This is a genomic window from Mesorhizobium sp. P160187 (assembly GCF_057766425.1).
Genome location: NZ_JBYMDX010000004.1, coordinates 890,213 through 902,753, shown reverse-complemented (window position 1 = coordinate 902,753; position 12,541 = coordinate 890,213). Strand labels below are relative to the sequence as shown.

Here is a 12,541-nt window from a genome sequence, read left to right as displayed (position 1 = left end):
TCGATGCTGGCTGGCTTGGTGCTCGCTGGCATTTTTCATTCTGTCCGGCGTCTTAAATGTTGACTCATTTTGTCCGGTATTGCACTGACTAATAAACATGATTATTCGAGTCAAGAAATGAATCGGCATTTTTACAACGCTAGCCAGTTGCCCGGCACAGGAAAGGGATCGAAAGAGATGAACACCCACAATCCCAACGACTTCCGTTACCGCGTCCGCCGTTCCGAGGAGACGCCGACCCGCTTCGACCGGGTGCCGCTGGCGGTGCGGACGCTGTCCTCCAACACGCTGTTCCAGGGCGAGCACGAGATCGGCATCGAGCACCATGGGGCGCTCTATCGGCTGAAGATCACCCGCCAGGGCAAGCTCATCCTCAACAAGTGACGAAACAGCCAGGCAGGCCAAAACGCCAGGCAGGACAGGTAAGCAGGACATGGACCAGCGCGTAAAACCCGCACCGCATGAAATCCGGCGAGCGCGGGCAGACAATCCGAAAGCGCGCGAGCGCGATCTTGCCGCCGAGCTCGGTATTTCCGAAGCCGAGCTGGTGGCCGCGCATTGCGGCGACGGCGTCGTGCGCGTCGAGCCCAGGGTCAACGATCTTCTGACCGGCCTCGACGCCATCGGCGAAGTGATGGCGCTGACCCGCAACGAAAGCGCGGTGCACGAGAAGATCGGCGTCTACGACAAGGTTGTCACAGGCACGCACAACGCCATGGTGCTGGGCGAAAACATCGACCTGCGCATTTTTCCCAAAGTCTGGGCGCATGGCTTTGCCGTGGAAAAGCGCGACGGTGGCGACATCCGCCGCAGCCTGCAATTCTTCGACGCGGCCGGCGATGCGGTGCACAAGGTGCATCTGCGGCCGGCGTCCAATCTCTATGCCTACCAGAAGCTCGTGGCCGCACTCGAATCGCCGAACCAGGAGGCGACCGTGTCTATCGCAGGCCTGGCCGACGACGACGCGGAGACGTCGGGCATTGCCGCAGACATCGATGATCTGCGCGACCGCTGGAGCCGGCTGACCGACGTCCACCAGTTCTTTGGCATGTTGAAAGCGCTGAAGCTCAGCCGCCGCCAGGCCGTGCGCATGGTCGGCCAGGACTATGCCTGGCTGCTCGACAATGACGCCATCGGCGCCATGTTCCACCATGCCGCCGCCGACGGCATGCCGATCATGTGTTTTGTCGGAAACCGAGGCTGCATCCAGATCCATTCCGGCCCGGTCAAGTCGATCAAGCCGATGGGGCCGTGGATCAACGTCATGGACGAGACCTTCCATTTGCATCTGCGCACCGACCACATCCAGGAGGTGTGGGCGGTGCGCAAACCGACCAAGGACGGTCATGTCACCTCGCTCGAAGCCTATGGCGCCGACGGCAAGATGATCATCCAGTTCTTCGGCAAGCGCCGTGAAGGCGAGGGCGAGCGCGACGACTGGCGGTTCCTTGCCGAGAACCTGCCGCGCATTCCAAGCCCGACCGCAGCCTGAGGAAACGACGATGATTTCACTGTTCAGGACGCTTGCCGCGGCCATGGGCCTGTCGCTGTTTATTGCCGCCCCAGTGCCGGCCAGCGAGAACGTGGCCGTGTTGGCCGACACGTCGCGGATCGTGGCGATCGGCGGTTCGATCACCGAGATCGTCTACGCGCTTGGCGAGGAAGGTCATCTCGTCGCCCGCGATTCGACCAGCCGCTACCCCGCCGCCGCGGTCGCGCTGCCCGACGTCGGCTATATGCGCCAGCTGTCGCCGGAAGGCGTGTTGTCGGTCAATCCTTCGGGCATTCTGGCGCTGCATGGCAGTGGGCCGAAGGAAGCGGTCGATGTGCTGAAAAAGTCGAGCGTTCCGTTCATCGACGTGCCCGAGCATTACAGCCATGACGGCATCCTGGAAAAGATCCGCATCGTCGGCAAGGCGCTTGGCGTCGACGCCAAGGCCGAGACGCTGGTGGCTGAGACCGACGCCAAGCTGAAGGCGGCCGAGAAGCAGACGGCGTCGATCAAGCAGCGCAAGCGCATCCTGTTCGTGCTGTCGATCCAGGGCGGCAAGATCCTGGCCGCCGGCACCGACACCGCCGGTGACGGCATCATCAAGCTCGCCGGTGCCGTCAATGCGGTCGAAGGTTTTTCCGGCTACAAGCAGATGTCCGACGAGGCGATCGTCACTGCCAGGCCGGACGTGATCCTGGCCATGAAGAATGCCGGCCCGCCGATTGCGGAGGCCGAGCTGTTCGCCATCCCGTCGATCACCTCGACGCCGGCGGGCGAAGGCCGCAAGCTGACCCTGATGGATGGCAGCTATCTCCTCGGCTTCGGGCCGCGCACGGCCGATGCCATCCACGATCTGGCCGCCTCGCTCTATGGCAGCCAGGTCACGGACTGAGCCGATGGTGGATCAGTCGATCGCCGGCGCGGCGGGCAAGGTGGCCGAGGGCGATCGTTCCGGGCGCGCTCGCCTGGTTATTGTGCTCCTGTGTGTGGCGCTTGCCCTTTCGATGTTCCTGTCGCTGAGGTCGGGCGCTTCCGATGCATCGGCCGTTGGTGTCATTCGTGACTGGCTGACCGGCGCCACGCCGGACGACGCCGCGCTTGGTGCCCGCGACCGGTTGATCGTCTACGATATCCGCATGCCGCGCGTACTGCTCGGTGTGCTCATCGGGGCGGCACTGGCCGTATCGGGTGCGGTCATGCAAGGCCTGTTTCGCAACCCGCTCGCCGATCCCGGCCTGATCGGCGTTTCCGCCGGGTCGAGCCTCGGCGCGGTCGCCGTCATCGTGCTCGGCACGACGTGGCTGGCGCCGCTCACTCTGGCGCTCGGCGGGCTGGCCTTGCCGCTCGCCGCTTTCTGCGGCGGCCTTGCGGTCACGCTGGTGCTCTACCGCGTCGCCACGCGGCAGGGGCGCACATCGGTCGCTACCATGCTGCTTGCCGGCATTGCGCTCGCAGCCCTTGCCATGGCGCTGACCGGTATCCTGATTTTCATGGCCGACGACCGGCAGTTGCGCGACCTGACCTTCTGGCAACTGGGCTCGCTGGGCGGCGCGACCTGGCCGAAGATCGCTTCCGTCGGTCCGATCATCATCCTGGCGCTTGCGGCAATGCCGTTCCTGGCCAAAGGCCTCAACGCCCTGGCGCTCGGCGAGGCGACGGCCGGACATCTCGGCATCCCGGTACAGCGGCTGAAATACACCGCGATCGTCGGCGTCTCGGCAGCGGTCGGCGCCTCTGTCGCAGTCAGCGGAGGCATCGGTTTTGTCGGCATCGTCGTGCCGCATCTGCTGCGGCTGCTGATCGGTCCGGACAATCGCTATCTTTTGCTCGCATCGGCGCTGCTCGGCGCCTCGATGCTGCTTCTTGCCGACGCAGTTGCCCGCGTCATCGTGGCGCCGGCCGAATTGCCAATCGGCATCGTCACGGCGATCGCCGGCGCGCCGTTCTTCCTCTGGATCCTGCTGCGCAAGCGCGGCGTAATCGACTTGTGAGGCGGCATGATCGAAGCACGCGATGTCTCGGTGGCGATCGGCGGCAAGCGCATTGTTGCCAATGTCGATTTCGTCGCGCGGCCGGGCGAAATTGCGGCAATCGTCGGACCCAACGGCTCGGGCAAGACGACGTTTTTGAAGGCGTTGTCGGGCGATCTGGCGTTTGCGGGGACAGTGGCCGTCAACGGGCGCGACCTCTCCGCGATGAAGCCGGTGGAGGCCGCGACTGTGCGTGCCGTGCTGCCGCAGGCCGCGACGCTGTCCTTTCCCTTCACCGTGCACGAAGTGGTCAGGCTCGGCCTTATCGGCGGCCGTTCCGGCGTTCTGCCGGGCGAAGATGATCGTCTGCCCGAGCGGGCGCTGGTGCGGGTCGACCTCGACGGCTTTGCCGGCCGCTTCTATCAGGAGCTTTCGGGCGGCGAACAACAGCGTGTGCAACTGGCGCGCGTGCTGTGCCAGGTCTGGGCGCCGGTGCTCGACGGCAAGCCGCGCTATCTCTATCTCGACGAGCCGGTCTCCAGCCTCGATATCAAGCACCAGCTGATCATCATGAACATCGCCCGCGATTTCGCCCGGCGCGGCGGCGGTGTGATCGCCATCCTGCACGACCTCAATCTGACGGCCATGTATGCCGACCGGATTTTCGTGATGCATCGCGGCCGGCTCGCCGCCGACGGTTCACCGCAGGAGGTGCTGAGCGACGATCTGATCGAAAAGGTGTTCGATTGTCGGCTAAGGGTCGGTGTGTTGCCGGCGGCGAGCATGCCGTTCGTCTTGCCGCAGTCAGCCGCCTAAAAGCGCGTCGCGTTTGAACGGACTCAGGCGACGCGCTTTAGGTCTTTGTTTTTATGCATGTCGTTGTCTCAAAACCGGGGCCACTTTTGAGCGACATGCACTAGAAAACTCAGGCGGCCGGAGCTCGCTGGACCAGCATGTCGATGCCGAGCAAATGACGCACATTCGGGCGCGCCGCCACCATATCGGCGATGGTGTAGCGGGAGAGTACGGCAAAGAAGGCGTTGAGCGCCTCGCGCAGCGCCGAATTCAGCTGGCAGCTGTCGACCAGCGGGCATTCGGCGGCGTCGTTTTCGAAGCACTCGGCCATGGCGAAGCTCTCTTCGGTCACCCGTACGACGTCGAACAGGCTGATCTGCTCGGCGGGGCGGCCGATCCTCACGCCGCCATTCCTGCCGCGCACCGTCTCGACCAGGCCATGCTCGACCAGCGGCTGCAGGATCTTGAACAGGAAAAGCTCCGACACCGAATAGGCGGCCGCAATCTCGGGGATGCGGCTCAGGCGATCGTTGTTGGCGGCGCAATACATCAGGATGCGCATGGCGTAGTTGGTCTGGCGCGTCAGCCGCATTTAATTCCTCACCCGAGTGCTGGCGCGCTGGAACTGCACCAGATTTTAGATTGTGCTGGTGCGGCTTTCTCACCCGGAGTTTCGGATTCGCCCACACTGGCCCGATCGGAATATGGCCTATACCTTGGAACAATTCCAGACTGGGATTTCATGATAGATGAACATTCTTGTCAACTTTGCGTGCGAAACCGGCAATTCCCGGACGAAATCGGCCCATCCGATCATGCTACGGGCCCAAACACCCCCTAAATAGCCCATGCCAGATAGCCAAGAGATCGATGAGGAGCGGCGTATCATGTCCCAATCGGCTTCGTCCCTGGCGCCTGGCGGTTTTGATGCCGAGACGGGCGCCAAGCTTTTCGCGTTGCGGCGGACAAAGTTCCTCGCCACGGCTGCGCTGGTGCTTTGCGTCGTGGTTTTTGCCGTGGCCAAATCGTTCGAGGCCAAGTATCCGTGGCTGGGCTTCGTGGCGGCCTTCGCCGAGGCGGCGACCATTGGCGGCCTGGCCGACTGGTACGCGGTGGTGGCGCTGTTCAAGCGGCCGCTGGGCCTGCCGATCCCGCACACCGCCATCATCCCAGCGAACCAGAACCGCATCGCCGATAATCTGGGCCGCTTCATCGAGGTCAATTTTCTGGCGCCGGAGCCGGTGCAGGAAAAGCTGGCCGAGGTCGATTTTGCAGCACTCGTCGCCGACTGGCTGACTGACGCCGAACGCTCTGCCGGCCTGTCACGCTTCGTCGTACGGCTGGTCCCGCAGACGCTTGCGGCGATCGAGCAATCCGGCCTGCGCGGCTTCGTCACCAGCCGCATGCTGGAGCAGATCGACAAGGTGCCGCTGGCGCCGCTCGCGGCCGAATTGCTGTCGGCACTGACCGACGACCGCCGCCACCAGAAACTCTTCGACGAATTCACCAGGGTGATCGGCCGGTTCCTGAACGATGAAGAGGCGCTGGCGACCATGCGCGAGAAAATCCGCGAGGAATTGCCGTCGCTGTTCAACCTGTTCAGAGCCGACGCCTATCTGCTGAAAAAGATCGTCGCTTCCGCCGGTTCGCTGCTTGACGAGGTGCGGGCCGACCCCGACCATCCGATGCGCGCCGAATTCGACCGTTTCGCGCACAGCTTCATCGAGCGGCTCAGAACCTCGAAGCAATACGCCAAACGGGCCGAGAAGCTGAAGCGCGATTTCCTGGCGCGGCCGGAAGTGAAGTCGCTCGCCGGCGACATGTGGCAGAGCCTCAGCGTGTTCATCGAACAGGACGCCAAGGCGGAGAATTCGATTGTTCGCGCGCATCTCGCCAACATGTTCGTCGAGGTCGGCCGCCATCTCTCAGGCGATCCGCAGATCAGGGCCGACATGAACCGGGGCTTTGTCGTGGCGCTGTCGTCATTCGTCGAGAGCCAGAAGAGCGGTGTGTCGACGTTCATCGCCGATCAGGTCAAGCGCTGGGACCTTGCCCAGCTGACGAGGCTGATCGAGATGAACATCGGCAGGGACCTGCAATATATCCGCTTCAATGGCATGATTATTGGCGGCCTGGCCGGTCTCGTGCTCTACACGGCGGAGAGGCTGTTTCTCGCTGGCTGATGCTGCATTTGCCGCTGAATTGCTTGGGCGTGCGAATGGACACACGGCGCGCGAGTGCTATTGTCCAGAACAGGGTTCAGCATTTGCGACACTGGGGAGCACGAGCAATGGCCAAACAACCCGACTCCGATTCGTTCCTTGACATGTTCAGCCGGTTCGGCCGTGACCTGAAGGTGCCGAATGTCGAGGCGATCCTCGCGCATCATCGCAAGAACCTCGAGGCCCTGGAAAGATCGGCGCGGGCGGGAGCTGCCGGCGCGACCTCATTGTTGTCCAGACAGCGCGAGATGCTGCAGGACACGCTGCGTGAAGTCAGCGACATGGCGCAGAGCTACAAGGCGCCGGGCAATCCCCAGGAACTGATGACAAAACAGGCGGAGTTCGCCAGGAAATCCTTCGAAGCCGCCCTGAAAAATGCCGGCGAAGTGGCCGAGCTGGTCAAGAAATCCGGCACCGAATCGGTCGAAATCCTGCGCAGCCGCATCAAGGAAGCGATGGAGGAAATCCGCTCGGGCTATGACAAGAAGTGACTCTCAACGCAACCATGAGAGGAGTGGGCCGGTTGCGGCGCATGAGCATGGACGAGGGACGCTGTTTGGCGGAAAATGGCGGAACGGAATCGCAACGGGCGAATTGACAGGAGCCGTCCGTTCGTGGTCCGAGGCACTGGGAGCCATCGGGAAAGCAGGAATGACGGAACTACGGCCGAAAACGCCGCCGACCTTCGAGCAGTTAAGGGCGATGGCCGGGCAGGAGCTCGGCGTGTCGGAATGGACGACCGTCGACCAGAACCGCATCAACCAGTTTGCCGAATGCACAGGCGACCATCAGTGGATTCACGTCGATCCGGAGCGGGCGAAGCGGCAGAGCCCATTTCGCACCACGATCGCGCATGGCTATCTGACGCTGTCGATCATCGGCGCGCTGGCGCTGGGCATGGGCATCGTCCCCGAAAACACGCAAGCCGCCTTCAATTACGGCTTCGACAAGGTGCGGTTCCTGGCGCCCGTCAGGGTCGGCGCACGCATCCGGCTGCGCACGACGCTGTTGTCGGTGGAGGACAAGGGGCCGGGCCAGTATCTGATGAAGGCCGCCAATACGGTCGAGATCGAGGGCGAACAGAGGCCGGCGCTGACCGCCGAAACGCTGGTCATGCTTTATGAGCGGCGCAAGCGGGCGGGAGCGTAAGCTCCCTATCTTCGGTCATGATGGCTGTTGCCGCACCGACAGCCTGCCGCCGGCGCGGGTCGAGAGCAGTGCCAGCAACAGCGCAGCCACCGCCAGGACCGTTGCCGTCTGAAAGGTAACCTGCATGCCGTGCGCGGATGCCGCTGAGGTCAGCATGTCCTGGCTTTGCCGTTCTCCCGTCGAGGCAGCCGCAAAAATGGCGCCCATAAGCGATGCGCCGGTGATCAGGCCGAGATTGCGCGACAGATTGAGCAGGCCGGACACCACGCCGCGCTCGCCGGCAGCGACACCGCTCATCACGGCGGCATTGTTGGATGTCTGGAACAGGGCGTACCCGAAGCAGGTGACGGCGATCGGCACGATATAGCTGGCAATGCCGAGTTTTGTTGCGGCGAGCGACAACAATGAGGTTCCGACGGCAAGACTGAACAGTCCGACGACCATCATCCTGTGCGCGCCGAAGCGATCGGTGAGGCGGCCGGCGACGAGCGCCGAGAGCGCGGAGACCAGCGGACCTGTCGACAGGACCACGCCGACCATCGCAGCATTGAGCCCCAGCCCTCGCGACAGATAGAACGGAGCGACCACCAGGGTCGCCATCATCACTGTGGCGACAACGAGGTTCGTGGCGAGGCTGGCGCTGAGCCGGATGTCGTACAACCGGGCAAGCCGGATCAAGGGATTCTTCGCCCTCTTCTGCGCGACGCCGAACAGAACGACGCCGATGCCGGCGGCAACCAGCAGGCCGGTGTTGAGGGCGCCGAAATGGCCGTGGCCGAGCGTCATGGCCAGTGCATAGGCGGCGAGCGTCAGGCCTAGCAAGACCGTCCCGATCGCGTCGAACCCGCCTTGAACGCCCGCAGCCTTGCCGCGGGCAGGCAGGGCCAGCCAGGCGAGGGCAAAGGTCAGGAGGCCGAGCGGCACATTGACGAGGAAGAGCGCCCGCCAGCCAAAGCCGGCGATCAGCAAGCCGCCGAGCGAGGGTCCGAGCGTCGTGCCGATCGCCGACATGGCGCCGAGCAGGCCCATGGCGCTGCCGGTTCTCTCCTTGGTCACGGTCTCCGCGACAAAGGCCAGCGTCAACGCCATCATCAGCGCGGCACCCAGCCCTTGCACGGCGCGCGCCGCAATCAGCAGCCAGAGCGTCGGCGCCAGGCCGCAGAGCACCGAGGCCAGTGTGAACAGCGCGATGCCGCCGAGCAGCAACGGCCGGCGGCCGACCATATCGGCCAGCCGGCCGGCGCTGACGATCAGGGCCGTGATGGCGAGCAGATAGGCGAGAACCACCCATTGCACGGACTGGAACGGCGCACCGAACGCCTGCATGAGGGAAGGCAGTCCGACGCTGGCAATGCTGGTTCCAAGCGACGACAGCAGCGTGGCGAGCGACAGGCTGGCCAATGCCAAGACAGGAGAGTGGGCCAGGCCTGCGGACCGGGTGTTCTGCGGCGCCGATGCGCACTCGTTCTGCTCGGCAGTTGCCATGGCGATTTCCTCCTTGTCAGTCCCGCAACCGGACCTGTCGGAGATCTAGTCGTCAGGGTGGAATGGCGGAAGGCGCAGCATTTGCATCTTATTCGTGCACCAAACGCCATGGCATGTGCTACAATCCGCCAATGACATCGCCCGACCTCAATCTGCTGTTCGCTCTCGACGTCCTGCTGACCGAAGGTAGCGTGGCTCGCGCGGCAACCCGGCTGCGGCTCAGCCCTTCGGCGATGAGTCGCACCCTGGCGCGACTGCGCGAAGCGACCGGCGACCCGCTGCTGGTTCGGGCCGGTCGAGGCCTTGTGCCGACGCCGCGCGCGGAGGCATTGCGGCAGCAGACCGGCCGTGTCGTCCAGGAAGCAGAAACGTTGCTGCGCCCTGCCAGGCCTCTCGATCTCGCGAAGCTGAACCAGATCTTCACGCTGCGCACCAATGAAGGGTTCGTCGAGGAGTTCGGGCCGCGTCTTGTCGCTCGCATCCAGGCCGAGGCGCCGGGCGTGCGGCTGCGATTTGCGCCGAAAGCCGACAAGGATGTCGCCTCGTTGCGCGACGCAGCGATCGATCTGGAAATCGGCGTTGCCGGCGAGACCGGACCTGAAGTGCTGATACAGGCGCTGTTCCGTGACCGGTTCGTCGGCGCCGTAGGAGCCGGCCATCCCTTGAGCGAAGGCGCGGTGACGCCTGAACGCTACGCGGCCGGCCGCCACATCAGCGTTTCACGGCGGGGTCGGGAAAGAGGGCCGATCGATCAGACTTTGGCGCTGCTCGGCCTGCAGCGAACCGTGGCGTGCATGGTCTCCGGCTTTTCGGCTGCACTCGCCATGGCGCGCGCTTCGGACCTTATTGCCAGCGTGCCCGAACGGCACACGCAAGGCGCACGCGCCGGCATGGTCAGCTTTCCGCTGCCGGTCGCCACTGTGGAGGTCACCATCTCGATGCTCTGGCATCCACGGCTCGATGCCGATCCGGCGCAACGCTGGCTGCGAGATTGCGTTCGGGAGGTCTGCGCGGCCTCCCGCTGAGCGCTCAGCGCGCCATTGCCGCCTTGAGCACCCTGAAAATCCGCTCGTCCTGGCACTGGGCAACGTTGAAGCGCAGGAAGCGGCTGGCGGTTCCCGACAGACTGAATGCGTTGCCGGGCGCCAGCACGATGTTGTCGGCCAGCGCGCGGCGGGCGATTTCGGCCGCATCCACGCCATCGGGCAGGCTGCACCACAGGAACAAGCCGGCCGGTTGGTCGATCCAGGGCGTGATGCCGATCGCCTTCAGGCGCACGCCCGTCTCGCCCATGGCGCGGGAAAGCCGCGCGCGCAGCAATTCCATGTGCTTGCGGTAGCTGCCGTCCCTAAGCAGCGTCAGCACCAGTTCGGCCGCCAGCCGGCCGCCGCCGAAGGTGGTGGCAATCTTGAGGTCGGTGAGTTGCTCGATCCAGTCGCGCGGTGCCGCGATGAAGCCGCAGCGAACCGATGCCGATAGCGTCTTGGAGAAGCTGCCGATATGGACGACGCGGTTGAGGCCGTCGAACGCCGCCAGCCGGGGCGCGGGACTGTGCTCGAAATCGGCGAAGATGTCGTCCTCGACGATGGTCAGGTCCGACTGGTCGGCGAGCTTCAGCAGCCGGTGCGCGGTGACCGGCGACAGGATCGCGCCGGTCGGGTTGTGGATGGCGGAATTGGTGATGTAGAGGCGCGGCTTGTGCTCGGCCAGTGCCTGGGCGAACAGCTCGATATCAGGCCCGGATGGCGTGTAGGGCACGCTGACGACCTTGGCGCGGTGGGCGCGCAGCAGCGCGTGGAAATTGAAATAGCAGGGGTCGTCGACCAGCACGGTATCGCCGGGTTCGATCAGGAAGCGGCACAGAAGATCGATGGCCTGCGTGCCCGATTCGGTCAGCATGATCTGTTCGGGCGAGACCTCGATGCCGTGGCCGGCCATGCGCCGCGCGAGCAATTGCCTGAGCGGCGGCAGGCCGAGCGGCGTGCCGTAATCGGCTAGGTCGACATCGTCGGCGCGCGCCACGGTGCGCAGCGCCCGGCGCAAGGCCGCCTGCGGCATCCATGAGGCCGGCATCCAGCCGCAGCCGGGTTTCAGCATCTCGTCGCCGGCTTCCAGCGACTGGCGCGAAACCCAAAGCGGATCGACAGCGCGGTCGAGCCGAGGGCCGATCTCGGCCAGCGATAGCGGCGCCAGCGATCCGGCGGCATAGAAACCCGAGCCCGGCCGCGAGCGGATCGCGCCTTCGGCAGCAAGCCGCTCATAGGCTTCGACGACGGTGGATTTGGACACCTGCATGGCCTTGGCGAAGGCGCGGATCGAAGGCAGCCGCGCGCCCGGCGTCAGGCTGCGCGCGGCAATCCGCTGGCGGATGGTCGCCATGACAGTTTCGACCAGAGTGGCCGCGGCAACAGTGCGTGCGGTGTCGACTTCCAGAACGAGACCAGTCATCTGTATTGCTCAATCAGCCATTACAGTTTGATGGAATTGTACTGCATTGTCTCTGGCTGCACCATAGGCACGTGCCCGATAGAGGGCGAAAGCAATGGAGCCTGGAATGGACAAGACCGCGAGCGGCTGGGTGAACGGATTCATCGGCGTGTTGATCTTCTCAGGCTCGCTGCCGGCGACGCGCGTCGCCGTGGCGGAGTTCGATCCGACATTCCTGACCTCGGCCCGCGCCGCGATTGCCGGGCTGCTTGGTCTCGCGATGCTCGTCCTGTTCCAGCAGAAGCGCCCGGCGCGCAGCGATTTTCTGTCGCTGGTGATCGTCGCCCTTGGGGTGGTTGTCGGCTTTCCCTTGCTCACCGCTCTGGCGCTCAAGCACGTCACCTCTGCCCACTCTATCATCTTCGTCGGCCTGCTGCCGCTGGCCACCGCGATCTTCGGCGTGCTGCGCGGTGGCGAGCGTCCGCGCCCGGCCTTCTGGCTGTTTTCCTGCATCGGCAGCGCGCTGGTCGCCGGTTTTGCCCTGATGCAAGGCGTGACGGCCTCACCTGTCGGCGACGGCCTGATGCTGGCCGCCATCATCGTCTGCGGCCTGGGCTATGCCGAGGGGGCGGCATTGTCGCGCAGGCTGGGCGGCTGGCAGGTGATCTGCTGGGCGCTGGCGATCTCGCTGCCGATCATGCTGGTCCTGACCTTTGCGACGCTGCCGTCGTCCTTCGCCGGCGTCGGCTCCGGCGCCTGGATGGGTCTCGCCTATGTCTCGCTGTTCAGCATGCTGATCGGCTTCGTGTTCTGGTACCGCGGCCTCGCCCAAGGCGGCATCGCTGCCGTCGGGCAGTTGCAGTTACTGCAGCCCTTTTTCGGCCTGGCGCTGGCAGCGTCGCTGCTGCACGAGCAGGTCAGCCCGCTGATGGTGGTTGTCACGCTGGGTGTGGTCGCCTGCGTGGTCGGGGCGAAGAGGTTTGCACGCTAGGAGTTTGGTG

13 protein-coding genes are annotated in these 12,541 nt (G+C 64.5%); 10 read left to right on the top strand and 3 right to left on the bottom strand.

Features of this window, described 5'->3' with window-relative positions:
• Nucleotides 1–177 precede the first annotated feature (177 nt).
• Genes hemP through AC3CCE_RS21435 form a run of 5 tightly spaced genes read left to right on the top strand, consistent with a single transcriptional unit; the run spans nt 178 to nt 4,278 of the window.
• Nucleotides 178–384: a hemin uptake protein HemP gene (hemP, locus tag AC3CCE_RS21455; RefSeq protein ID WP_023673860.1), complete on the top strand. Its 207-nt coding sequence runs from the start codon at nt 178–180 to the stop codon at nt 382–384.
• A 49-nt stretch (nt 385–433) separates the two neighbouring features.
• The gene (locus AC3CCE_RS21450; RefSeq protein ID WP_352625928.1) at nt 434–1,492 is read left to right on the top strand and encodes a hemin-degrading factor; all 1,059 of its coding nucleotides are present in this window, start codon (nt 434–436) and stop codon (nt 1,490–1,492) included.
• A gap of 10 nt (nt 1,493–1,502) precedes the next feature.
• The gene (locus AC3CCE_RS21445) at nt 1,503–2,384 is read left to right on the top strand and encodes a heme/hemin ABC transporter substrate-binding protein (protein WP_031194752.1); all 882 of its coding nucleotides are present in this window, start codon (nt 1,503–1,505) and stop codon (nt 2,382–2,384) included.
• A gap of 4 nt (nt 2,385–2,388) precedes the next feature.
• Complete coding sequence (locus tag AC3CCE_RS21440; RefSeq protein ID WP_286461669.1) at nt 2,389–3,483, top strand: FecCD family ABC transporter permease; 1,095 nt, start codon at nt 2,389–2,391, stop codon at nt 3,481–3,483.
• A gap of 6 nt (nt 3,484–3,489) precedes the next feature.
• Complete coding sequence (locus tag AC3CCE_RS21435) at nt 3,490–4,278, top strand: heme ABC transporter ATP-binding protein (protein WP_023681728.1); 789 nt, start codon at nt 3,490–3,492, stop codon at nt 4,276–4,278.
• Between the two features lie 109 nt (nt 4,279–4,387).
• Here AC3CCE_RS21435 and rirA read toward each other — a convergent pair whose 3' ends face one another.
• Complete coding sequence (gene rirA, locus AC3CCE_RS21430; RefSeq protein ID WP_023672640.1) at nt 4,388–4,849, bottom strand: iron-responsive transcriptional regulator RirA; 462 nt, start codon at nt 4,847–4,849, stop codon at nt 4,388–4,390.
• 295 nt (nt 4,850–5,144) lie between these two features.
• On the opposite strand from rirA, the gene AC3CCE_RS21425 reads away from it, so the two are divergent.
• The 3 genes from AC3CCE_RS21425 (at nt 5,145) to AC3CCE_RS21415 (ending at nt 7,628) form a co-directional block, all read left to right on the top strand.
• Complete coding sequence (locus tag AC3CCE_RS21425) at nt 5,145–6,440, top strand: DUF445 domain-containing protein (protein WP_023701715.1); 1,296 nt, start codon at nt 5,145–5,147, stop codon at nt 6,438–6,440.
• Between the two features lie 107 nt (nt 6,441–6,547).
• Entirely contained in the window at nt 6,548–6,970 is a 423-nt protein-coding gene (locus AC3CCE_RS21420) for a phasin family protein (RefSeq protein WP_023701714.1), read from the top strand.
• Between the two features lie 160 nt (nt 6,971–7,130).
• Nucleotides 7,131–7,628 (top strand): MaoC family dehydratase, encoded by a 498-nt coding sequence (locus tag AC3CCE_RS21415; protein ID WP_023681725.1) that lies wholly within the window; start codon nt 7,131–7,133, stop codon nt 7,626–7,628.
• A 15-nt stretch (nt 7,629–7,643) separates the two neighbouring features.
• On the opposite strand, the gene AC3CCE_RS21410 is transcribed toward AC3CCE_RS21415, so the two are convergent.
• The gene (locus AC3CCE_RS21410) at nt 7,644–9,113 is read right to left on the bottom strand and encodes an MFS transporter (RefSeq protein ID WP_352625929.1); all 1,470 of its coding nucleotides are present in this window, start codon (nt 9,111–9,113) and stop codon (nt 7,644–7,646) included.
• Between the two features lie 131 nt (nt 9,114–9,244).
• Here AC3CCE_RS21410 and AC3CCE_RS21405 point away from each other — a divergent pair, with 131 nt between their 5' ends.
• Nucleotides 9,245–10,138 carry a LysR family transcriptional regulator gene (locus AC3CCE_RS21405; protein ID WP_352625930.1) on the top strand — a complete coding sequence of 298 codons (894 nt, stop codon included), beginning with the start codon at nt 9,245–9,247 and terminating at the stop codon, nt 10,136–10,138.
• A 4-nt stretch (nt 10,139–10,142) separates the two neighbouring features.
• On the opposite strand, the gene AC3CCE_RS21400 is transcribed toward AC3CCE_RS21405, so the two are convergent.
• A complete protein-coding gene (locus tag AC3CCE_RS21400) occupies nt 10,143–11,561 on the bottom strand; it encodes an aminotransferase-like domain-containing protein (RefSeq protein ID WP_352625931.1) in 1,419 nt (472 codons plus the stop codon).
• A 106-nt stretch (nt 11,562–11,667) separates the two neighbouring features.
• Between AC3CCE_RS21400 and AC3CCE_RS21395 the strand changes: the two genes are divergently transcribed.
• Entirely contained in the window at nt 11,668–12,531 is an 864-nt protein-coding gene (locus tag AC3CCE_RS21395; RefSeq protein WP_023753398.1) for a DMT family transporter, read from the top strand.
• Nucleotides 12,532–12,541 lie beyond the last annotated feature (10 nt).

Bases quoted from the DNA above. Each gene is read 5' to 3' on its own strand.
- hemP (WP_023673860.1), top strand. From the start codon at position 178: ATGAACACCCACAATCCCAACGACTTCCGTTACCGCGTCCGCCGTTCC.
- AC3CCE_RS21450 (WP_352625928.1), top strand. From the start codon at position 434: ATGGACCAGCGCGTAAAACCCGCACCGCATGAAATCCGGCGAGCGCGG.
- AC3CCE_RS21445 (WP_031194752.1), top strand. From the start codon at position 1,503: ATGATTTCACTGTTCAGGACGCTTGCCGCGGCCATGGGCCTGTCGCTG.
- AC3CCE_RS21440 (WP_286461669.1), top strand. From the start codon at position 2,389: ATGGTGGATCAGTCGATCGCCGGCGCGGCGGGCAAGGTGGCCGAGGGC.
- AC3CCE_RS21435 (WP_023681728.1), top strand. From the start codon at position 3,490: ATGATCGAAGCACGCGATGTCTCGGTGGCGATCGGCGGCAAGCGCATT.
- rirA (WP_023672640.1), bottom strand. From the start codon at position 4,849: ATGCGGCTGACGCGCCAGACCAACTACGCCATGCGCATCCTGATGTAT.
- AC3CCE_RS21425 (WP_023701715.1), top strand. From the start codon at position 5,145: ATGTCCCAATCGGCTTCGTCCCTGGCGCCTGGCGGTTTTGATGCCGAG.
- AC3CCE_RS21420 (WP_023701714.1), top strand. From the start codon at position 6,548: ATGGCCAAACAACCCGACTCCGATTCGTTCCTTGACATGTTCAGCCGG.
- AC3CCE_RS21415 (WP_023681725.1), top strand. From the start codon at position 7,131: ATGACGGAACTACGGCCGAAAACGCCGCCGACCTTCGAGCAGTTAAGG.
- AC3CCE_RS21410 (WP_352625929.1), bottom strand. From the start codon at position 9,113: ATGGCAACTGCCGAGCAGAACGAGTGCGCATCGGCGCCGCAGAACACC.
- AC3CCE_RS21405 (WP_352625930.1), top strand. From the start codon at position 9,245: ATGACATCGCCCGACCTCAATCTGCTGTTCGCTCTCGACGTCCTGCTG.
- AC3CCE_RS21400 (WP_352625931.1), bottom strand. From the start codon at position 11,561: ATGACTGGTCTCGTTCTGGAAGTCGACACCGCACGCACTGTTGCCGCG.
- AC3CCE_RS21395 (WP_023753398.1), top strand. From the start codon at position 11,668: ATGGACAAGACCGCGAGCGGCTGGGTGAACGGATTCATCGGCGTGTTG.